A 21,811-nucleotide genomic window follows, 5' to 3' on the forward strand; every position below is an offset into this window, starting at 1 on the left:
TTGAAAAGCGCTTGATTGACAAGGCTTCGGGCATAGGCGACAGGTGCGCCATGCTACGTATGTCAGATCTGCGCTACTCGGTCGAAGGCCGCCCTTTGTTAGAGGGCGCATCCGCCACCATTCCCACCGGCCACAAGGTCGGTCTTATCGGACGCAACGGCGCCGGAAAAACCACATTGTTCAAGTTGATACGAGGCGAACTTGTATTGGAAAGCGGTGCGATCTCCCTGCCCGACCGTGCCCGTATCGGTGGTGTGGCGCAGGAGGTGCCAGGCAATGAGGTCTCCCTGCTGAACACCGTTTTGGCCGCAGATACCGAACGGGCATCGCTGCTGACGGAGGCCGACACCGCCACCGACCCAAACCGGATCGCGGAAATCCAGACCCGATTGTCAGACATCGACGCCTGGTCCGCGGAGGGGCGCGCCTCATCCATCCTATCTGGTTTGGGCTTCACCTATGCCGAACAGCACCAACCCTGTTCTGCCTTCTCAGGCGGATGGCGGATGCGCGTGGCACTCGCCGCTGTGCTCTTTTCTGCACCAGACTATCTTCTGCTTGATGAGCCGACCAACTATCTTGACCTCGAAGGCGCGCTCTGGTTAGAGGCCTACCTCGCCAAATACCCGCATACGGTCATCATCATCTCGCACGACCGCGGCCTCTTGAACCGTGCCGTAAACGCGATCCTGCATCTCGAAGGCCGCCAGCTCACGTATTACACCGGTCCCTACGATCAATTCGCGAGGCAACGCGCCGCCAAACGCGCCGTCCAAGCCGCCGCTGCCAAGAAGCAGGACGCCAAGCGCGAGCATCTGCAAGCCTTCGTTGATCGGTTCAAAGCCAAGGCCTCCAAGGCAAAACAAGCCCAATCCCGCGTCAAGATGCTCGAGAAGATGGAAACCATCACGGCGCCCGAAGATCAGGCGCGCACCGTTTTTACCTTCCCAGAACCTGAAGAGCTGTCACCGCCGATTATCAACACTGAAAGTGCTTCCGTCGGCTATGATGAAAAAGCCATTCTCAGCCACCTGAACCTGCGCATCGACCAAGATGATCGCATCGCGCTGTTGGGCCGCAATGGTGAAGGAAAATCAACGCTGGCCAAGCTGTTATCGAACAGACTTAAACTGATGGGCGGGCGTCTTACTGCATCCAACAAGTTGCGCATTGGATTTTTTGCCCAGCATCAGGTCGATGAATTGCAAATCGATCAAACCCCACTCGAACACCTCATCAAGGAACGTCCAAACGAAGGTCAGGCGAAGCTGCGTGCGCGGCTCGCCGGTTTCGGTCTGGGTGCGGATCAGGCGGAGACAGAAGTCGGACGCCTCTCCGGCGGTCAAAAGGCGCGCTTGTCCCTGTTGCTCGCGACCCTTCCGGCCCCGCATCTGCTGATCCTCGATGAGCCGACCAACCACTTGGACATCGAATCCCGTGAAGCCCTGGTCGAGGCGCTGACCGCCTATTCTGGCGCCGTCATCTTGGTCAGTCATGACATGCACTTGCTGAGCCTGGTGGCTGACCGACTATGGCTCGTCAAGGATGGCCGCGTCGCGCCCTATACAGAAGATTTGGAGGCCTATCGAAAGCTCCTCCTTGCGCCGCCTGACAAGGACAAATCCGGCAACAAAATCGAAAAACCAAAGAAGAAGCAGGCCAGCCGAGACGACATCCTCGCCATGCGCGCTGAGATTCGCAAATGCGAGGCCCGCGTCGAGAAACTGTCCGAGATGCAAGAAGAGCTTGCCAAGCGTCTAGCCGACCCAAAGATCTACGAAGACCAAAACGCTTCGAAACGGGAGGTCTACCAGAAGAAGTATTCCGAGGTGATGGACGCCATGGACCGCGCCGAAGCGATGTGGGTGAAGGCTCAGGACAAGCTTGAAAAGGCTGAAAAGTGATGGAGCTGAACTTCGCCATAACTGTCTTCTTCACGCTATTCGTCGTGATCGATCCGATCGGTATGGCGCCCATGTTTGTGGCCATGACCTCCGGGATGACCGCTACGCGGCGGTTTCAGATTGCGGCTACGGCCTGTGTTTGCGCCTTCGTCATTTTGCTGGTCTTTGCGCTCGCCGGGCAGAAAATCCTCGACTTTGTTGGCATTTCGTTGGCTGCGTTTCGCATCTCGGGCGGCATTTTGTTGTTCATCACCGCTCTCGACATGCTGTTTGAACGCCGTTCCGCGCGGCGTGAGGAGAAGGCCGATGATGTCGTCGATGACCCCTCAATCTTCCCGCTGGCCATGCCGTTGATTGCCGGACCCGGTTCGATGGCGACCATGATCTTGCTGGCTTCGGGGGCGCCATGGGACGTGACGCTGACTGTCATCGGGGTGATGACAGTTGTCGTTTTGATCGTCTTTTTGTTGTTTTTACTGGCCGCGCCGATTGAGCGGCTCTTGGGCAAGACAGGCATCATTGTCGCGACGCGGCTGATGGGCATGCTTTTGGCGGCGCTGTCGGTGCAATTCGTGGTCGACGGGATGCGCGATCTGGGCGTACTGGCAGCGGGCTGAACGCGCACCTATATGGGAGATCAGGAGGCCTGTTATGACCGGCGACGATATCGGACAATTGATCTATCTGGTGCTCCTTCTGTGTGTGATCGGTGGGTACTTCTTTCTGTCGGGTCGCCAGAATATCGGCGAGAAAGCCCGCGCGGCGATGCTTTGGCTGTTTATCTTCGTGGGCGTGATCGTGGCGTATGGGCTGTGGTCGGATGTCGAAAACACGGTCATGTCGCGCCAGACGGTGAATTCAGAGGCGGGGCGGATCGAGGCGCCGCGGCGGCCGGACGGGCATTTCTACCTGACTTTGGATGTGGGTGACGTGCCGATTGAATTCATCGTTGATACCGGGGCCAGCGATGTTGTGCTGAGCAAGGAAGATGCGGCGCGGGTGGGGATTGATCCCGAAAGCCTGTTCTTCGGGGGGCGCGCGATGACGGCGAATGGGATGGTTCGGACGGCTCAGGTTCGGCTGAGCGATGTCAGTATCGGGGATATTGAAGAGGGGACGGTTCGGGCCTCCGTGAATGAGGGTGAGCTGTTCGGCTCGTTGCTGGGGATGAGCTATCTTGAGCGGTTTCAAAGCATCGAAATCCGGGGCGATCGGCTGATTTTGCAGCGATAAAACTGCTGCCCCGCATGCGGGGAATCTTGTAAGTCTCTGATTACAAACTATTCCTAAAAATTTTTAACCTGACATTAATCTCTCCCGCGCAGCCCACGGGAACGGGGGCGCTGCCCCTGCCGGTCACACTGATATTAACCACCGGACTGCGCCTGTTTGCGATAAAAAATTTTACCATTTGATAAAATAATTTTCTGTGCCAAGATATTTGAAACATTCTGGTTCGGAGACGTCATGAACAGTCCATTCACACCCGGCCTTGCTGCGGCGAGGCTCAGTGCCGAGGATATCGAAACAAATTTTGCTGATTTGCATGCACCGCTTGCCCCGCATGAGGCCTCTGTCGCGGCGGATCGGTGCTATTTCTGCTATGATGCGCCTTGCGTGACCGCCTGCCCGACCGACATCGACATTCCGATGTTCATTCGTCAGATCAGCACGGATACGCCGGAGGCCGCGGCCAAGACGATCTTGGATATGAACATTCTGGGCGGCATGTGCGCCCGCGTCTGTCCAACTGAGGATTTATGCGAACAGGCATGTGTGCGCGAATTGGCCGAGGGCAAACCGGTCGAGATTGGCCGCCTTCAGCGCTACGCCACCGATACGCTGATTGCATCCGGCGCGCATCCGTTTTCGCGCGCAGCGGCGAGCGGCAAACGTGTCGCGGTTGTGGGTGCGGGACCGGCGGGGCTGTCTTGTGCGCATAGGCTGGCGATGTTGGGCCATGATGTGGTGATCTATGATGCACGCCCAAAAGCTGGCGGGCTGAATGAATATGGCATTGCCGCCTATAAATCGACCGATGATTTTGCTGCCCGCGAGATTGACTGGCTGATGGCAATTGGCGGGATCACGATGGAAACCGGCAAGGCGCTGGGCGAGACGCTGCAACTTGATGATCTGGCGCAGGATTTTGACGCAGTGTTTCTGGGCGTTGGTCTTGGCGGCGTGAATGCGATGGGTGTCACGGGCGGAGATCTGGACGGTGTCGCGGATGCGGTGAGCTTTATTGAGGATCTGCGACAGGCCTCTGACCTGACGCAGCTTCCGGTCGGGCGCAATGTCGTGGTGATCGGTGGCGGCATGACGGCAGTTGATGCGGCCGTGCAATCGAAACTGCTAGGCGCCGAACAAGTAACCATCGCCTACCGCCGAGGCCGCGAGGCCATGGGCGCAAGCCGCTATGAACAAGACCTAGCCGCATCGCATGGCGTGAAACTGATGTGTAACGTGATGCCCCAGGCCGTGCATGGCAACGGGGCGGCAGCGGAGATTGAACTGGAATACACGGACGTCGTTGACGGAAAACTGACCGGCACCGGCGAGACGATCCGCCTGCCCGCCAACCAGATATTCCGGGCCATCGGACAGGTTTTGACGACAGATGGCGGGCTGGCGCTGGACGGTCGCAAGATCGCGGTCGATGAGATGGGCCGCACCAGCCGAGAAGGCGTCTGGGCGGGCGGCGATTGCGCGTCAGGCGGCGATGACCTGACCGTGACAGCCGTCGCCGAAGGTCGCGACGCGGCCATGAACATTCATGCAACCCTGACAGGAGAGGCATAGTTATGGCTGATCTGACAACTGACTTTTTAGGCATCAAAAGCCCCAACCCATTCTGGCTGGCCTCGGCCCCGCCAACAGATAAGGAATACAATGTACGGCGCGCGTTTGAGGCCGGATGGGGCGGCGTTGTCTGGAAAACGCTTGGAGCCGAAGGCCCGCCGGTCGTCAACGTCAACGGACCGCGTTACGGCGCAGTGCACGGGGCGGATCGCCGAGTGCTGGGGCTGAACAATATTGAATTGATCACGGATCGCGACCTCTACACCAACCTTGAGGAAATCAAACGCGTCAAGGCGGACTACCCTGACCGGGCGATGATCGTGTCGATCATGGTGCCCTGCGAAGAAGAGGCCTGGAAGGCGATTTTGCCCTTGGTCGAGGACACGGGCGCAGATGGTATTGAGCTGAATTTTGGCTGCCCGCACGGGATGGCCGAACGCGGTATGGGATCGGCTGTCGGCCAAGTGCCCGAATATATCGAAATGGTGACCCGCTGGTGCAAACAGTATTATTCCAAGCCGGTTATCGTGAAACTGACCCCGAATATCACCGACATTCGACAGCCGGCAGCGGCGGCACTACGCGGCGGCGCCGATGCGGTGTCCTTGATCAACACGATCAATTCGATTGTCTCCGTCGACCTTGATCAGATGTCGCCGATGCCAAGCATTGGCGGCAAAGGATCGCATGGCGGCTATTGCGGCCCGGCGGTCAAACCGATTGCGATGAATATGGTGGCGGAGATCGCAAGATCGCCTGAAACCGCCAACCTGCCGATTTCGGGCATTGGCGGGATCACGACATGGCGCGACGCGGCTGAATATATCTCGCTGGGCTGCGGCAATGTGCAGGTCTGCACCGCAGCGATGACCTATGGCTTCAAGATTGTGCAAGAGATGATCAGCGGCCTGTCGCAATGGATGGATGAGAAAGGCCACAGATCGATTGACGACTTCATCGGCCAGGCGGTGCCCAATGTCGTTGATTGGCAATATCTTGACCTGAATTACATCGCCAAAGCCTCGATCAATCAAAGTGACTGCATCAGCTGTGGCCGCTGTTATGCAGCGTGCGAAGATACCTCCCATCAGGCCATTGCGATGTCTGCGGATCGGACCTTCAGCGTGATTGAGGCGGAATGCGTGGCCTGCAACCTCTGCGTCGAGGTCTGCCCCGTTGAGGGCTGCATCACGATGGTCGAGCAAGCCGCCGGAACCACCGACGCGCGCACCGGTAAGGTTGTGCAGGAGGCTTACGCCAACTGGACCACCCACCCCAACAACCCGTCTGCGACAGCCGCCGAATAGGCGCGCTAAAGCGGGGTGAGCATGCGGCGGATCATGGCTTCGAGATGGGCCTCCGCGCCGGGAAACGGGTCCTCGTCGCCCAAGACGGCGCGGACCTGTATGTCAAAATCGGCATAGTGCTGGGTCAATGACCAGATGGAGAAAAACAAATGGAGCGGGTGGACGGGCTGGATTTTGCCTTGCTTGACCCAGCCGTTCACCAGCTTGGACAGGCTTTTCATCGTGTCGTGCAGCTCCCCCGACAAGACCTCCCCGATGCGCGGCGCGCCCTGGATGATTTCATTGGCGAAAAGGCGGCTTTCGGCAGGGTAGAGCCTGCTCATTTCCAGCTTGAGCTTGGCATATTTGAGGATCTCCTCGACCGGGTTTCCGGCCGGGTTGATCTCGTAGACCGGCTTCATCCAATCGTCCAAAAGGCGCGCCAACAGGGTGGTGTAGATCGCCTCCTTCGACGCGAAATAATACAGCAGATTAGGCTTGGACAGGCCCGCCGCCTCAGCGATCTGGTCAAGGGTCGTGCCGCGAAACCCGAATTGCGAAAAGACCTGCAACCCGGCGGCCAAGATGGCGGCCTGATTTTTCTTTTGGATGCGGGATTCAGGTTTTTGCATTTTGGCGGGTCTTTCCTGGGACGTGAAAATACACGTATAGCCCCTTTTTCTGGGCACGGCATGCAATGTTCTTGACTGCCAACGGGCCTCTGATAGCCTCATTTTACCAGTTGGTCAAAAAATACGGTGACCACGTGCGAGAAGGGGACACGCAATGCCTGCCATCGGCGAGAATCTGAAAATCAACGGTGAGCGGCTGTGGGACAGCCTGATGGAGATGGCCAAGATCGGCCCCGGCGTGTCGGGCGGCAACAACCGGCAGACCCTGACCGACGAGGACAGCGAGGGGCGGCACCTGTTTCAGACTTGGTGCGAAGAGGCTGGCTGCACCATGGGCGTTGACGAGATTGGCAATATGTTTGCGCGCCGCGAGGGGGCTGATCCGGACGCCCTGCCCGTCTATGTGGGTTCGCATCTGGATACGCAGCCGACGGGCGGCAAGTATGACGGCGTGCTGGGCGTTTTGGGCGGGCTCGAGATTTTGCGCACGCTGAATGATCTGGATATCCAGACGAAGCATCCGATTGTGGTGACAAACTGGACCAATGAAGAGGGCACGCGCTATGCCCCCGCGATGCTGGCCTCGGGCGTTTTTGCGGGCAAGCACAGCCTGGACTGGGCGAATGACCGCGTCGATGCCGACGGCAAGCGCTTTGGCGACGAGCTGGAACGGATCGGCTGGAAAGGCCCCGAAAAAGTTGGCGACCGGAAAATGCACGCCTTTTTCGAGCTGCATATCGAGCAAGGCCCCATTCTAGAGGCGGAAAGCAAAGACATTGGCGTGGTCACGCATGGGCAAGGGCTGCGCTGGATTGAATGCACGGTGACGGGCAAGGAAAGCCACACCGGCTCGACACCGATGCATATGCGCAAAAACGCAGGCCGCGGCTTGGCGCTGGTGACGGAGCTGGTGCATGAGATCGCGATGAAAAACCAACCCAATGCGGTTGGTGCTATCGGCCATATCGATGTCTATCCCAATTCGCGCAACATCATCCCCGGCAAGGTGGTCTTCACCGTCGATATGCGCACGCATTTGCTGGATAAGCTGAATGCGATGGTTGCAGAATTCAATGACCGCGCGCCGATGCTTTGCGCGGATATCGGCGTCGATTTTTCCTGCGAGATTGTGGGGCAGTTTGACCCGCCTGCATTCGATGAGGGCTGCGTCAAAGCTGTGCGCGATGCGGCGGAACGGCTGGGCTACAGCCATATGGATATCGTGTCCGGGGCCGGTCATGATGCCTGCTGGATCAACGACCTCTATCCGACCGCAATGGTGATGTGCCCTTGCGTGGACGGGTTGAGCCATAATGAAGCCGAAGAGATTTCGCCCGAATGGGCCACGGCGGGCACAGATGTGCTGTTTCACGCTGTTGTCGAGACTGCCGAGATCGTCGGGTGAGCGGCTGTTGAGCACATAAAAACGAGGCCATGCATGCTGGCCAATAGGGAGCAAAGACTATGAGCAAAGTCATCAAGAACGGGACAATTGTCACCGCAGACCTGACCTATAAAGCCGATGTGCTGATCGAGGATAGCAAGATCATCGAGATCGGGCCGAACCTGAGCGGGGATGAGCAGCTTGATGCGACGGGATGTTATGTCATGCCCGGCGGCATTGACCCCCATACCCATCTTGAGATGCCGTTTATGGGCACCTATTCCAGCGATGATTTCGAAAGCGGCACCCGCGCGGCTTTGGCGGGCGGCACCACGATGGTGGTGGATTTCGCCCTGCCCTCCCCCGGGCAAGGTCTGCATGACGCGCTGCAAATGTGGGACAACAAATCGACCCGCGCCAATTGCGACTATTCCTTCCATATGGCTGTGACCTGGTGGGGAGAGAAGGTTTTTGATGACATTGAGACGGTGATCAAGGATCGCGGGATCACGACGTTCAAGCACTTTCTGGCCTATAAAGGCGCGTTGATGGTCAATGATGACGAGCTCTATGCCTCCTTCGGGCGCATCGGCGAATTGGGCGGCATAGCGATGGTGCACGCAGAAAACGGCGATGTTGTTGCTGAGCTGAGCGCGAAGCTGTTGGCCGAGGGCAATACCGGGCCGGAAGCACATGCCTATTCCCGCCCATCGCAGGTAGAGGGTGAGGCCACGAACCGCGCGATCATGATCGCTGATATGGCCGGTGTGCCGCTTTATGTGGTTCACACATCTTGCGAAGAGGCGCATGAGGCGATCCGGCGCGCAAAGATGCAGGGAAAACGCGTCTGGGGGGAGCCGCTGATCCAGCATCTGACCTTGGACGAATCCGAGTATTTCAACAAAGACTGGGACCACGCCGCGCGCCGGGTGATGTCGCCCCCTTCCGCAACAAACAACATCAAGACAGCCTTTGGGCGGGCCTTCAATCGGGCACCTTGTCAGTCGTGGCCACAGACCATTGCGCCTTTACGACGGAGCAGAAGCGCTACGGCGTGGGTGATTTCACCAAGATCCCCAACGGCACGGGCGGGCTTGAAGACCGCATGCCGATGCTGTGGACCCATGGCGTCACCACGGGGCGGCTGACGATGAATGAATTCGTGGCCGTCACGTCGACCAACATCGCAAAGATCCTCAATTGCTACCCGCAGAAAGGTGCGGTTCTGGTGGGCGCCGACGCAGATCTTATTGTGTGGGATCCAGAGAAGTCGAAAACCATCACGGCCAGCGATCAGCAATCTGCGATTGATTACAATGTGTTTGAAGGCAAAGAGGTCAAAGGCCTGCCGCGCTTCACGCTGACGCGCGGGCAAGTCGCGGTGCATGACGGCGAAATCCGCACGCAGGAAGGCCATGGCAAATTCATCAAGCGCGAGGCAAACACCGCGACCAACAAAGCCCTGTCATCGTGGAAAGAGCTGACGGCACCGCGCCCCGTGGAACGCACCGGCATCCCGGCCACCGGCGTTTAGGGACGGTAGACTTACGTGACTGATACCCCCGTAATTGCGGCCCGAGATCTGGACCTGACGTTTCAGACCAACGACGGGCCTGTGCATGCGCTCAAAGACGTAAATCTTGACGTCGCCAAAGGCGATTTCGTCAGCTTCATCGGGCCTTCGGGCTGCGGCAAGACCACGTTTCTGCGCTGCATCGCGGGCCTGGAGACACCGACATCGGGCACGATTTCGGTCAACGGCATGACCCCCGACGAGGCCCGCCAAGCACGGTCTTACGGCTACGTGTTTCAGGCCGCGGGCCTGTACCCGTGGCGCACGATTGCCGGAAATATCAAGCTGCCGCTTGAGATCATGAAATATTCAAAGGCCGAGCAAGAAAGCCGCGTCGCCCGCGTGCTGGAACTGGTTGACCTGGCGGGGTTTGACAAGAAATTCCCGTGGCAATTGTCGGGCGGCATGCAGCAACGCGCCTCCATCGCGCGGGCTTTGGCCTTTGACGCCGATATCTTGCTGATGGACGAACCGTTTGGCGCGCTGGACGAGATCGTGCGCGACCACCTGAATGAGCAGCTGTTGCAGCTCTGGGCGCGGACCGAGAAAACCATCGCCTTTGTGACCCATTCGATCCCGGAGGCGGTGTATCTGTCGACCAAGATTGTCGTGATGTCCCCGCGCCCGGGGCGCATTTCGGACGTGATCGAAAGCCCGCTGCCGCGCGACCGCCCGCTGGACATTCGCGACAGCGCGGAATTTATCGCGATTGCCCACCGGGTCCGCGACGGGCTGCGCGCGGGGCATGCCGATGACCTGTAGGGGCGCCGTGATATGAGGTCTGTCCTGCCGGTCCTGAGCGTGGTGGCCGCGATCCTTGCGTTTTGGGTTGCCAGCGTCGTGCCGATGAACATCCATCTTGTGGCCGACCAAGCCCAGCGCGACCAGATCAGCGTTGCGCCCGACACGCCAAGCGCGCGTCAGGAAGTGTCAGGGCTTGGTTTGGCGGCGCGCAACCCGCATCTGATCCCGCTGACCTATACGTTTGTGCGGCCGAACCTGCCCTCCCCGCATCAGGTCGCGGCAGAGATGAGCAAGTCGGTGTTTGGGCAAAAGATCACCTCGCGGCGCAGCTTGCTGTATCATGGATGGGTGACGCTGGCGCCGACGCTGCTGGGGTTTGTGATTGGCACCGGCCTTGGGATCATTCTGGCGGTTGGCATTGTGTATAGCCGCGTCATGGACCTGTCGGTGATGCCCTGGGCGATTGTCAGCCAGACCATCCCGATCCTTGCTTTGGCGCCGATGGTGATTGTGGTGCTGGGGTCGATGGGCATTCAGGGGCTTTTGCCCAAATCCATCATTGCAGCCTACCTGTCCTTCTTCCCGGTCGTGGTGGGCATGGTCAAAGGGTTGCGCAGCCCCGACAGCATGCAGCTAGACCTGCTGCGCACCTATTGCGCGTCAAAGGCGCAAGGCTTTTGGGCGCTGCGGCTGCCCGCGTCGACGCCGTATCTGTTCGCCTCGCTCAAGATCGGGATTGCGGCGTCACTGGTGGGCACCATCGTGTCGGAATTGCCGACGGGCGCGCGGGCTGGGTTTGGCGCGCGGATGCTGGTGGGGGATCAATATGGGCAACCTCTGGTCTCTTGGGCCGCGCTGTTTGGCGCCGCCATTACCGCTGCGGCTCTGGTTGGGCTGTTCAGCATCTTGCAGCGGATCACCCTGAAACGCATGGGGATGAGCGCATCATGACCGCGGCGTTTGGAGCATTATGCGTCTGGGGCGCCGGGTGGTGGCTGAATGTGCGGCTGGCCAATGGTCCGCGCTCGGACCACCCTTTTATGCGCGTGCTGATCCCGGCGATTTTCGGGATCACCATCATCATCGTCTGGGAGCTTTTGGTCTGGGCGTTTGAGATCAACCCTGTGATCCTGCCGGCACCTTCATCCATCTGGGCGCGCATGATGATGGAAGGGCCGCGCTTGTGGGCGGATTTCCAACAAACGATCTTCAAAGGCGCGATGACGGGCTATGTGCTGGGAGGGCTGGCCGCGTTCGGGGTCGCAATCCTGGCGGATCGGTCGGACTTCCTGACCCGGGGCATTCTGCCGGTTGGCGGTTTTTTCGCGGCCTTGCCGATTGTCGGCACGGCGCCGATCTTTGTGAAATGGCTGGGCAGCGACTGGGAATCCAAGGCGGCGGTCGTCGCCGTCATGGTGTTCTTCCCAATCCTTGTGAACACGGTTGCGGGGCTTAAGGACACAAGCACAATTCAGCGCGACCTGATGCGCACCTATGGCGCGGGGTACTGGCCAACGCTGTTCAAGCTGAGGCTTCCCGCCGCAATGCCGTTCATCTTCAACGGGCTTAAAATTGCGACGACACTTGCGCTGATCGGCGCGATTGTTGCTGAATTTTTCGGCTCGCCAACGGTTGGAATGGGGTTTCGGATCTCAACCAGCTTTGGGCAACTTGCGCTGGACATGGTCTGGGCCGAGATTGTCATAGCTGCCTTAGCGGGCAGTGGGTTTTATGGGGCGATCACACTGATCGAAAAGCGGGTGACCTTCTGGCATCCGTCACAGCGGTAGAAAAACGACGTCGAAAAGGCGCATTCACTTAACACGGAGAAAAAACATGAAAAAGACTATGATCGCGGCGACACTCACCGCAGCGTTTGGCAGTACGGCAGCCTATGCAGATGGCCATGCCAATGATGTAACACTTCAGTTGCAATGGGTCACACAAGCACAATTTGCGGGCTACTATGTTGCGCTCGACAAGGGGTTCTATGAGGCGGAAAACCTGAACGTGAGCATTCTGGCAGGCGGCCCCGACATTGCGCCCCCGCAGGTTTTGGCAGGTGGCGGCGCAGATGCGATGCTGAACTGGATGCCGTCGGCCTTGGCTGCACGTGAAAAAGGCTTGCCCGTGGTCAACATCGCGCAGCCGTTCAAAACATCTGGCCTGATGCTGACATGCTGGAAGGACACCGGCATTACCTCGGTCGCTGATTTCAAGGGCAAGACCATCGGCGTTTGGTTCTTTGGCAATGAGTACCCGTTCCTGTCATGGATGTCGCAAGAGGGCATTTCGACGGATGGCGGCGATGACGGCGTGACCGTTTTGAAGCAAGGTTTCAACGTGGACCCGCTTTTGAACCGCGAAGCGGATTGCATTTCGACAATGACCTATAACGAATACGGTCAGGTCCTTGATGCTGGTGTGAACCCTGACGAATTGGTCACCTTCAAATATGAACAGCAAGGCGTGGCGACACTGGAAGACGGCATTTACGTGCTTGAAGAGAAGCTTGAAGACCCGGTCTTTGTTGACAAAATGGTGCGCTTCGTGCGCGCTTCGATGGAAGGCTGGAAATACGCTGAGGCCAACCCGGAAGAGGCCGCAGGCATCGTCTTGGACAATGATGAAACAGGTGCGCAAACTGAGGCCGCCCAAGTCCGCATGATGGGTGAGATTGCCAAGCTGACCGCAGGTTCAAACGGCGCGCTTGATCCGGCTGATTATGAGCGCACCGTCGCTACATTGCTGGCTGGCGGGTCCGACCCTGTGATTTCGGCGCCCCCAACCGGCGCCTGGACACATGCGATCACCGATGAAGCGCTGAAGTAAACGACACAGCCCATGCGCCCCGTATTTGGGGCGCGTGGGCCCCGCGCCATACGCGTTTTTAGGGTGTTGCGTTGAACACAAACAGCGTTTCGCCATTGATCTGATAGCCATCAATCAACTGCTGCGCCGTGGGCGAGGTCAGCCATGTTTCGAGCAGCTGCGCCGCATCTGAGCGGATATGCGTGTGACGCGCAGGATTGACCGGCAAATAGGCGTATTGATTGAACAAATCCGGATCACCGGCAAAGAGCAGCGCCAAGCCGCCTTTGTTGCCAAAATTCAGCCAGCTTGCGCGGTCGGACATGATATAGGCCTCAAGACCGGCGGCTATGTTCAGGCTTGCGCCCATGCCTGAGCCGACGGCTTTGTACCACGCACCAAACCCCGCCGGATCGAGGCCTGCGGCCTCCCACAGGGCGCGTTCTTTCTTATGCGTGCCGCTGTCATCACCCCTGCTGACATAGGGTGGCTGACGCTTGGCGATGCGTTGCAACGCGCCGCTTGCGGTCTTTGCGTCCATCACCCGCGCAGGGTCGGCGATGGGGCCGATGAAGACGAAATCATTATACATGATTTCGCGGCGATGGGTCGCGTGACCTGCGGCCACGAAGGCCTGTTCCGCAACTTTGGAATGGACCAAAATCGCGTCGACATCACCGGCCTGCCCCAGCCGCAGCGCCTGCCCCGTGCCAACGACCAGCAGCTGCACGTCGAGCCCGGTGTCGCGCTTGATCACGGGCAGCAAAACATCCGATAGGCCTGAATTGTGGAAACTAGTCGTGACGGCCAACTTCATCGTTTCGGCCTGCGCGGCGGCGCCTGACAGCGCCAGCAAGGCCAGAAGAACGCGGATCATTCGACGATATCCCCTTTCAGGAAGGCCTGCGCCTGAGGCGTTGCCGGGCGCGCGAAGAAATCCGCCGCCGCGCCCTGTTCCAGCACGGAGCCGTTGAGCAGGAACACCACGTCGGATGCGAGGCGTTTGGCCTGTCCCAGATCGTGTGTTGTCATGAGTATTCTGGTGCCAGATTGGCTGGCATCGATCAACAAGGCTTCTATTTCGCGCGTCGAGCGGCCATCGAGATTTGCGCAAGGCTCGTCCAGAAACAGAACCTGCGGCTGGCGGATCAGGGCGCGGCCCAGCGCCAGCTTTTGGCGCTCTCCGCCTGACAGGCGTGGCGCGGGGCGATCAAGGGCGTCCTGCAGCCCGATGCGCGCCGCCCAATCCGCGACCCGCGCGGCGATATCGGCCTTGTCATGGCCCAAAAGCTGCAACGGATAGGCCAGATTCTGGCGCACCGACCGGCGCAGCATGATCGGGCTTTGGAACACATAGGCCTGCGCCTGACGCGCCTCAGCGGCGGTCATCGACCAATCCACCTTGCCGGAGGAGACCCGCTCGACCCCGTGCAACACCTTCAGCAGCGTGGTTTTGCCCGCGCCATTGGGGCCAAGCACGATGGCGAAACCCGCCATCTGCAAGCTCAGATTGAGCGGCCCCAGCACGGCCTTGCCGCGCCGCTTGACCGCGACGTCCTTGAGGGCGACCGATATTTCCGGGGGCTTACCATGTCCCCTCCCGCTCTGTGCGTGACAGGGTGTGGATGGCGTAATTGACCAGCAGCGCGAGCGCGATCAGCACGAAGCCCAAGCCCAGCGCGAGGGCGAAGTCGCCCTTGCCGGTTTCCAGCGCGATAGCTGTGGTCAGCACCCGGGTCGCGTGGTCAATATTGCCGCCGACGATCATGATCGCGCCGACCTCCCCTATGGCGCGGCCAAAGCCTGCGAGGGCGGCGGTCAGAAGCGTGCGCCTGCCGTCCCAGATGAGTGCGACAATGCGCTGCCGCTTGGTGGTGTTGAGCGAAATCAGCAGGTCGTGATATTCGGCCCAAAGCTCGCGCATGGCCTGATGGGTGATCGACGCGATCAACGGGGTGATAATGATCACCTGTGCGATGATCATCGCCGTGGGCGTAAAGAGCAGCCCCAGGACACCGAACGGGCCCGCCCGCGACAACAAAAGGTAGACGATCAGGCCGACCACCACCGGCGGCAGGCCCATCATTGCATTGAGCGTGGCGATTGTGGCCCGGCGAAACTTGAACCGATGAATGGCCAGCCAGGTGCCAAAAGGCAGCGCGATTGCGGAGGCGATCACCAATGCGGTCAGGCTGACCTGAAGCGAGCGCAACGTGATCTCAACCAGGTCCGCATCCAGCGTGAAGATCAGCCGAAATGCCGCCTGTATGCCGGCCCAAATGTCATTCATATCGCTGCGGCCCTGCCCCTGTCCTTGCCCCTGTCCGGTGCGTCAGTCAGTTATCAAGCCGCACGTCAGGTCCGGTGGCCGCATCCTTGCTGGAGAACCCCGCATCGCTGAGGATCATGTTCGACCCGACCGCTATGACGGCGATTGCCACAAAGGCTGCAAGCATGGCTTTCATATCACTTCTCCCCCTGCGCCGTGGCGACGCGTAGATAGTCGATCAGGTCGTCGCGGTCCGTTTGCTTCACGATCCGCTGCATAGGCATTTTGGTCCCCGGAATATAGTGATCCGGCCCCTCGTCAAACAAAGCATTGATCGTCGACGGGGACCAGACAATTTCGGACTGGATCAGCGTTTCGGAATAGGCGTAGTCGGGAACCGTGCCCGCCAAGCGCCCGAAAAGCTGATGCAGGCTTGGCCCGGCCTTGCGGGCACTGCCCGCGCTGAGCGTGTGGCAGATGGAGCATTTGCGTTTGAACTGCCGTTCACCATTTGGCAGCGTTTTGGGATCTTCCAGAAAGCTGCGCGTGGTGCCGCCCATTGGCCCGTGTTCATCCATCGTGGCAACGGGCCATGAATACATGATGTCCTCTATGCCGCCTGCATGGATGTTTTGGCCATCGGGCGAAAAGGCAAGCGCCCAGATCGGGCCACGCTTGGCCGCCCTGAAGTCGCGGGCAATTTTGCGCGCCGTGGTGTCGATCACCATGATGAAACCTTCGCCGTCGCCCACCGCCAATTGCTGTGTTTCGGCATGAAAATCCATCGACAGGATTGGGCGGCGATCAAGCGTGAAATCCGCGATCAGATCACCGGTTTCGAGATCAACCAGTCTGGTGCCGCCATCGACGGCGCCATAGGCGAGCCAGCCCTGATCTTCGTTCAACGCCAGTTCATTGACGCCAAACCCGTGTTTGACCAACACATGCTCTTCGCTGCCCGAGGCCAGATCCCAAACCCGGATGGTCCCATCGGCGGCAGCAGAGAAAAGCGTCTGGCAATCCTGGGAAAACGCGACATCGTTGATGCCTTGATCATGCCCGCGCAGCGTTTGTCGTTTGGGCCAACCCCCAACCCTGCCAGAACATCACCGACAGATCGGCCCATGTCCCAGATCGCGACCGTCGCGTCCCAGCTTCCGCTGGCAATCAGGTTGCCGGCTTTCTGACATGTATCCAGCGAGGTTACCTTCGCCTCATGACGTCCCAGAATGGATGCGCCGCCTGCGTCGTCCCAGAGAGCGACGGCGAAGTCATCGCCACCCGACACGATCAGGTTGTCGGCAAAGTAAGCTACAGTGTTCACCGCCGCTGCATGGCCGTCGCGCCAGACCGGCGTGTCACCGGCCCAAAGCCCCACGGAGTTGTCAAAGCTTGCGGTTGCGATGGTTCCGTCTGGGGCGACGGCAATGTCCATGATGGGTCCGCCATGGCCTTTGAGCGTGAAGAAGTCCTGCGCCATCAGCGGGGTCGCCATCACGCATGTTATGGCCAGCGCGCGCCACATCTATTCGGCGGGGGTCGCGCTTTCAGGGGCTTTGTTGGCCTTGGCCAGTTCTTCATCCGCCCAGATCGAATGGTGCTCACGCGCCCATTGTTCTTCGACCTCGCCCGAGCCCATGGCGTCATAGGCGCCTTCCATACCGACAGAGCCGATATAGATATGCGCGAGGATGATCGCCATCAAAACGAAGCTGACAATGGCGTGCCACAGCTGCGAATATTGCATTTCTTCATGCGGCGCGAGGACCTCTGGAAGCTCGGCGATGCCAAGCAGACCGGGCACGCCGATGCTATTGAGTTTGGCAAAAGTGGGCGCAAAGAGGTTGATCTCAAACGGGAAAATCAAAGCGAGGCCGGAGACAGATATAGACGTGCCAAGCACAATGACGGACCAGAAGATCAGCTTTTGACCGGCGTTGAATTTCTTTGCGGGTGGATGGCCACCGCCAAAGATGCCACCGCCTTTGAGAAGCCAGTTGATGTCAGTGCGGCTGGGCAAATTGTGCACCACCCACATCACGAAGATCATCACCAGCGCGATCATGAAGGCCCATGAGACGTTGTTGTGGATCCACTTTGAACCCACCGCCAAGAAGGCAAAGGTTTCATGACCAAAGGCCGGGATCAGGAATTTGCGCCCAAACAACGAAACCAGCCCCGTGACCCCCAGCAAAATGAAGGAGCCCGCAAGGAGCCAGTGACCGAAACGTTCTACCGCTTTGAAGCGTTCGATCGTGCGACCTGTCTTTTGCCCGTCAATCCTGATCCGGCCCCGCAACAGCAAGAACGCCGCAAGCAGCCCCAGCGTGATCACCAGCAACCAGCCGCCATATGTAAGCAGCGGCCCTTCGCGGAACTGCAGCCATTTCATGCCGCCATCCTGAATAAGCGTCGTCGCGGCGGGCCCGGAATTGGTTGCGGTGATTTTGGCGGAGCCGAAACGCAACGCGCGCCACAGCTCTGGATCAGAGGCCCCGCCCAGCGTGCCCAGCTGCGCCGCGATACCGGCGGCATTGTCCGGATCACCCGTTGCTTCGCTGCGGAAGGAATTGTCGACCTCTTCGCCACGCTGGCGGGCCATGATGTCTTCGAGCGTTTGCGCGCCACCTGTTGCGCTGCGATCCGGCGCCTCGGCCTCCTGCGCGGAGGCAGTTGAGATGAATGACAGGGTCAGCATCAGAGCAATCAGGGTGCGCAGCATGTCGTATCCTCAGATTTTAGATGGGCGAAAAAGGGCGACCCGCTTGGATCGCCCTTTCTGTTCACATTGCCAGATCGGGCCGGTTAGCCGTCTTGGCGACCGTAGGCCGACCCCCAGCCCCAAGCACCGGAGCCGAAGCCACGCGCCACAACGCGTTCGCGGTAGATGCCGGAGACCACGTCGCCGTCGCCTGCCAGAAGCGCCTTGGTCGCGCACATCTCGGCGCAGATGGGCAGCTTGCCTTCCGCGATCCGGTTGCGCCCGTATTTCTGGAACTCAGCCGTGGAGTGGTTTTCCTCAGGACCGCCGGCGCAGAAGGTACATTTGTCCATCTTGCCGCGGGACCCAAAGTTGGCCGCTTGCGGGAATTGCGGCGCGCCAAACGGGCACGCGTAGAAGCAATAGCCACAGCCAATGCAGAGGTCCTTTGAATGGAGCACCACCCCTTCGTCGTTCTGGTAGAAGCAATCCACCGGGCAGACGGCCATACACGGCGCGTCCGAGCAATGCATGCAGGCGACCGAGATGGAGCGTTCCCCCGGAGAGCCGTCATTGATGGTGACGACCTTGCGGCGGTTGATGCCCCAGGGCACCTCGTGCTCGTTCTTACAGGCGGTGACACAGGCGTTGCATTCAATGCAGCGTTCGGCGTCGACGAGAAACTTTGCTCTTGCCATGATCTTTCCTCCTTACGCTGTCCAGATTTTGCAGAGAGTGGCTTTCGTCTCTTGCATCTGGGTGACTGAATCGTAGCCATAGGTTTGCGCGGTGTTGGTGCTTTCGCCCAACACATAAGGGTCGGCCCCATCGGGGTATTTGTCCCTTAGATCAACGCCTTCCATGTGCCCGCCGAAGTGGAACGGCATGAAGGCCACGCCCTCGCCGACCCGCTCGGTCACCATGGCCATCACTTTGACCTTGGCGCCCTCGGGCCCTTCGACCCAGACCTGCGTGCCGTCCCTGACGCCCAGATTGTTGGCGTCGCGGGTGTTGATCTCGACAAACATGTCCTGCTGCAGCTCGGCCAGCCACGGGTTGGACCGAGACTCGTCGCCACCCCCTCGTATTCGACCAGACGACCCGATGTCAGGATCATTGGATAATCCTTCGAGAAGTCGTTTTTCTGGATCGAGGCATACATGGTTGGAAGACGATAGAACTTCCGGTCCTCATATGTCGGGTAGTCGGCCACAAGATCGCGGCGGTTGGTGTAGAGCGGTTCGCGGTGGACCGGCACCGGATCGGGGAAGGTCCACACAACTGCGCGGGCCTTGGCGTTGCCAAACGGCGCACATTCATGCGCAATGGCGACCCGCTGGATGCCGCCCGAGAGGTCGGTTTTCCAGTTGGTCTTGGGCCCGGCGATGCCGTCGATGACGGCGCGTTCTTCCGCCGTCAGCTCACTATCCCAACCCAGATCCATCAGCATCTGCATGGTGAATTCGGGGTATCCGTCCTGAATATCCGAATCCAAGCTGTAGACGCCTTCGGCCAGCAGATTGTCACCGTCACGTTCCACACCAAAGCGGGCGCGGAAGGTTAGCCCCCCTCAGAGACACGTTTGGACATGTCATAGAGGTTCGGCGTACCGGGGTGCTTCATCTCGGCAGTGCCCCAGGACGGCCATGGCAGACCGTAATAGTCGCCATCAGCTGGCCCGCCAATCGCTTGCAGCGTGGTGCGGTCAAACGTGTGCTGGTTGGCCATGTGCATCTTGATGCGGTCAGGGTCCTGACCCGTATAGCCAATCGTCCACATGCCCTTGTTGAATTCACGCGTGATGCTTTCAACAACCGGCGTCTCGGCGTCTTCCATCTCGATATTGCGGAAGAGACGATCTGCCCAGCCGAACTTGTTGGCGAATTTGGCCATGATGACCTCATCCGGCAAGCTTTCGAACAGCGGGTCGACAACTTTGTCGCGCCATTGGAAGGAGCGGTTCGACGCCGTGACAGAGCCACGGGTTTCGAACTGCGTACAGGCCGGCAGCAGGTAGACGCCATCCGTTCTGTCATGCAGCACCGCGGAGACCGTTGGATATGGGTCCACGACGACCAGCATATCGAGCTGCTCCATCGCGGTCTTCATTTCCTTCATCCGGGTCTGTGAGTTCGGCGCATGGCCCCAAAGCACCATGGCGCGCACCTTGTTGGGGTTGTCCATGTTGTCGGGGTCTTCAAGCACACCGTCGATCCAGCGCGACACCGGGATCCCGGTGAGTTGCTGAAGCGACTTGTCCTTCCCGTCCGCGTCTTTGGTCATGGCGAACTGGCCTTTGAGCCAATCGTCATCTTCGCCCCAGACACGGGCCCAGTGCGCCCATGAACCGGCTGACAGACCGTAGTAGCCGGGAAGCGTGTGGGACAGAACGCCAAGGTCGGTAGCGCCTTGCACGTTGTCATGGCCACGGAAGATGTTCGTGCCACCCCCGCTTGTGCCCATGTTGCCCAACGCCAGCTGCAACACACAGTAGGCGCGGGTGTTGTTGTTGCCGTTGGTGTGCTGCGTGCCACCCATGCACCAGATCACAGTGCCGGGGCGGTTATTGGCCATGGTCCGCGCAACGCGTTTGAGCTGCGAGCCGGGTGCGCCAGTGACGCGTTCGACTTCTTCAGGGGTCCATTTGGCAACTTCTTCCTGAATTTGGTCCATCCCCCAGACACGGGTGCGGATGAATTCTTTGTCCTCCCAGCCATTGTCGAAGATGTGCCACAGGATGCCCCAGACCAGAGCGACGTCGGTACCGGGACGGAAACGCACATACTCATCAGCATGGGCCGCCGTGCGGGTGAACCGTGGGTCGCAGACGATCACAGGCGCGTTGTTCTGTTCCTTCGCCCGCAACAGGTGCAGCAGGGAAACAGGGTGCGCCTCGGCGGGATTGCCGCCGATGATGAAGATCGCCTTGGAGTTGTGGATGTCGTTGTAGCTGTTTGTCATGGCGCCGTAGCCCCATGTGTTTGCTACACCGGCCACCGTAGTGGAGTGACAAATCCGTGCTTGGTGGTCGACGTTATTCGTCCCCCAATAAGCCGCGAACTTGCGGAACAGGTAGGCCTGCTCGTTATTATGCTTGGCGGAGCCCAGCCAGTAGACGGAATCTGGCCCGCTTTCTTCGCGGATGTTCATCATGCCGTCGCCGATCTCGTCGATCGCCTGTTCCCAGCTGATGCGTTTCCATTCCCCGCCTTCTTTCTTCATCGGGTATTTCAGGCGGCGTTCGCCATGTGCGTGCTCACGCACCGCAGCGCCTTTCGCGCAATGCGCGCCAAGGTTGAACGGGCTGTCCCAGCCGGGCTCCTGCCCCGTCCAGACGCCGTTGCTGACCTCTGCGATGACGGTACACCCGACCGAGCAGTGTGTGCAGACGGATTTGACCAGTTCAACCGCGCCATTGGCAGCTGTTTGGGCCGTCGCCTGAGTGACCGAGCCACCCGTGGCCGAAATTGCGGCAAGGCCCCCAATGGCCAAACCACTACCGCGCAAGAATGAGCGGCGATCTACAGATTTATCGGCAATATCAGATAGGATACCGGTCCGCTGGGGGCGTCGCGCAACCCCGTTGGTCTTTTTCCTTAACATGTTTTTCCTCCCTTGCGTGCTTGGGGCAATCCCCTTGCTTGCTTGGTTTTTAAAAACCTCAGGTCAGTCGGGCGTCACGCAACCAGTCGCCTAAGGGCCGTC

18 protein-coding genes and 4 pseudogenes are annotated in these 21,811 nt (G+C 59.4%); 11 read left to right on the top strand and 11 right to left on the bottom strand.

The features are described from left to right. Nucleotides 1-50 precede the first annotated feature (50 nt). The 5 genes from abc-f (at nt 51) to preA (ending at nt 6,013) form a co-directional block, all read left to right on the top strand. Nucleotides 51-1,904 (top strand): ribosomal protection-like ABC-F family protein, encoded by a 1,854-nt coding sequence (gene abc-f / locus ACZ1G7_RS03515; RefSeq protein WP_472662345.1) that lies wholly within the window; start codon nt 51-53, stop codon nt 1,902-1,904. Beyond that, nucleotides 1,904-2,521 (top strand): MarC family protein, encoded by a 618-nt coding sequence (locus ACZ1G7_RS03520; protein ID WP_472662347.1) that lies wholly within the window; start codon nt 1,904-1,906, stop codon nt 2,519-2,521. The genes abc-f and ACZ1G7_RS03520 overlap by 1 nt, the downstream gene beginning before the upstream one ends. 34 nt (nt 2,522-2,555) lie before the next feature. Continuing rightward, the gene (locus ACZ1G7_RS03525) at nt 2,556-3,137 is read left to right on the top strand and encodes a retropepsin-like aspartic protease family protein (protein ID WP_472662348.1); all 582 of its coding nucleotides are present in this window, start codon (nt 2,556-2,558) and stop codon (nt 3,135-3,137) included. Between the two features lie 234 nt (nt 3,138-3,371). After that, nucleotides 3,372-4,706, top strand: coding sequence for an NAD(P)-dependent oxidoreductase (locus ACZ1G7_RS03530; RefSeq protein WP_472662350.1), 1,335 nt, complete (start codon nt 3,372-3,374; stop codon nt 4,704-4,706). Between the two features lie 2 nt (nt 4,707-4,708). After that, a complete protein-coding gene (gene preA, locus ACZ1G7_RS03535) occupies nt 4,709-6,013 on the top strand; it encodes an NAD-dependent dihydropyrimidine dehydrogenase subunit PreA (RefSeq protein WP_472662352.1) in 1,305 nt (434 codons plus the stop codon). A 5-nt stretch (nt 6,014-6,018) separates the two neighbouring features. On the opposite strand, the gene ACZ1G7_RS03540 is transcribed toward preA, so the two are convergent. Next, nucleotides 6,019-6,624, bottom strand: a complete 606-nt coding sequence (locus ACZ1G7_RS03540; protein ID WP_472662354.1) for a TetR family transcriptional regulator C-terminal domain-containing protein — start codon at nt 6,622-6,624, stop codon at nt 6,019-6,021. Nucleotides 6,625-6,778: 154 nt separating this feature from the next. Between ACZ1G7_RS03540 and ACZ1G7_RS03545 the strand changes: the two genes are divergently transcribed. From ACZ1G7_RS03545 to ACZ1G7_RS03570, 6 genes and pseudogenes are all read left to right on the top strand, one after another. Continuing rightward, nucleotides 6,779-8,029 carry a Zn-dependent hydrolase gene (locus ACZ1G7_RS03545; RefSeq protein WP_472662356.1) on the top strand — a complete coding sequence of 417 codons (1,251 nt, stop codon included), beginning with the start codon at nt 6,779-6,781 and terminating at the stop codon, nt 8,027-8,029. 59 nt (nt 8,030-8,088) lie between these two features. Further along, nucleotides 8,089-9,542: pseudogene (gene hydA / locus ACZ1G7_RS03550) on the top strand (dihydropyrimidinase). A gap of 15 nt (nt 9,543-9,557) precedes the next feature. Continuing rightward, a complete protein-coding gene (locus ACZ1G7_RS03555) occupies nt 9,558-10,343 on the top strand; it encodes an ABC transporter ATP-binding protein (protein ID WP_472662358.1) in 786 nt (261 codons plus the stop codon). A 12-nt stretch (nt 10,344-10,355) separates the two neighbouring features. Beyond that, entirely contained in the window at nt 10,356-11,276 is a 921-nt protein-coding gene (locus tag ACZ1G7_RS03560; RefSeq protein ID WP_472662360.1) for an ABC transporter permease, read from the top strand. Further along, nucleotides 11,273-12,115 carry an ABC transporter permease gene (locus ACZ1G7_RS03565; RefSeq protein ID WP_472662361.1) on the top strand — a complete coding sequence of 281 codons (843 nt, stop codon included), beginning with the start codon at nt 11,273-11,275 and terminating at the stop codon, nt 12,113-12,115. The genes ACZ1G7_RS03560 and ACZ1G7_RS03565 overlap by 4 nt, the downstream gene beginning before the upstream one ends. Before the next feature lie 46 nt (nt 12,116-12,161). Then, nucleotides 12,162-13,157, top strand: a complete 996-nt coding sequence (locus tag ACZ1G7_RS03570) for an ABC transporter substrate-binding protein (RefSeq protein WP_472662362.1) — start codon at nt 12,162-12,164, stop codon at nt 13,155-13,157. Between the two features lie 58 nt (nt 13,158-13,215). Here the strand turns inward: ACZ1G7_RS03570 and ACZ1G7_RS03575 are convergent, their stop codons facing one another. The 10 genes and pseudogenes from ACZ1G7_RS03575 to ACZ1G7_RS03620 all read right to left on the bottom strand — a co-directional run bounded on the left by ACZ1G7_RS03575 (nt 13,216) and on the right by ACZ1G7_RS03620 (nt 21,709). Then, nucleotides 13,216-14,013 carry an ABC transporter substrate-binding protein gene (locus tag ACZ1G7_RS03575; RefSeq protein ID WP_472662364.1) on the bottom strand — a complete coding sequence of 266 codons (798 nt, stop codon included), beginning with the start codon at nt 14,011-14,013 and terminating at the stop codon, nt 13,216-13,218. Further along, entirely contained in the window at nt 14,010-14,633 is a 624-nt protein-coding gene (locus tag ACZ1G7_RS03580; RefSeq protein WP_472662366.1) for an energy-coupling factor ABC transporter ATP-binding protein, read from the bottom strand. Before ACZ1G7_RS03580 ends, ACZ1G7_RS03575 begins: the two co-directional genes overlap by 4 nt. 88 nt (nt 14,634-14,721) lie before the next feature. Continuing rightward, a complete protein-coding gene (locus ACZ1G7_RS03585; RefSeq protein ID WP_472662368.1) occupies nt 14,722-15,426 on the bottom strand; it encodes an ABC transporter permease in 705 nt (234 codons plus the stop codon). Between the two features lie 46 nt (nt 15,427-15,472). After that, nucleotides 15,473-15,601, bottom strand: coding sequence for a hypothetical protein (locus tag ACZ1G7_RS03590; RefSeq protein ID WP_472662370.1), 129 nt, complete (start codon nt 15,599-15,601; stop codon nt 15,473-15,475). A 1-nt stretch (nt 15,602) separates the two neighbouring features. Continuing rightward, nucleotides 15,603-16,349, bottom strand: a complete 747-nt coding sequence (locus tag ACZ1G7_RS03595; protein ID WP_472662371.1) for a c-type cytochrome — start codon at nt 16,347-16,349, stop codon at nt 15,603-15,605. Between the two features lie 75 nt (nt 16,350-16,424). Then, nucleotides 16,425-16,472, bottom strand: a pseudogene (locus ACZ1G7_RS03600) (hypothetical protein); the annotation flags it as partial. A 104-nt stretch (nt 16,473-16,576) separates the two neighbouring features. Continuing rightward, nucleotides 16,577-16,930, bottom strand: a pseudogene (locus ACZ1G7_RS03605) (WD40 repeat domain-containing protein); the annotation flags it as partial. Continuing rightward, on the bottom strand, nt 16,931-18,127 hold the full coding sequence (locus ACZ1G7_RS03610; protein ID WP_472662372.1) for a formate dehydrogenase subunit gamma: 1,197 nt from the start codon (nt 18,125-18,127) through the stop codon (nt 16,931-16,933). A gap of 83 nt (nt 18,128-18,210) precedes the next feature. Continuing rightward, nucleotides 18,211-18,804, bottom strand: a complete 594-nt coding sequence (gene fdh3B / locus ACZ1G7_RS03615) for a formate dehydrogenase FDH3 subunit beta (RefSeq protein ID WP_472662374.1) — start codon at nt 18,802-18,804, stop codon at nt 18,211-18,213. Between the two features lie 12 nt (nt 18,805-18,816). After that, nucleotides 18,817-21,709: pseudogene (locus ACZ1G7_RS03620) on the bottom strand (formate dehydrogenase subunit alpha). Nucleotides 21,710-21,811: the final 102 nt, after the last annotated feature.

The organism is Litoreibacter sp. JB4-2 (assembly GCF_055693445.1).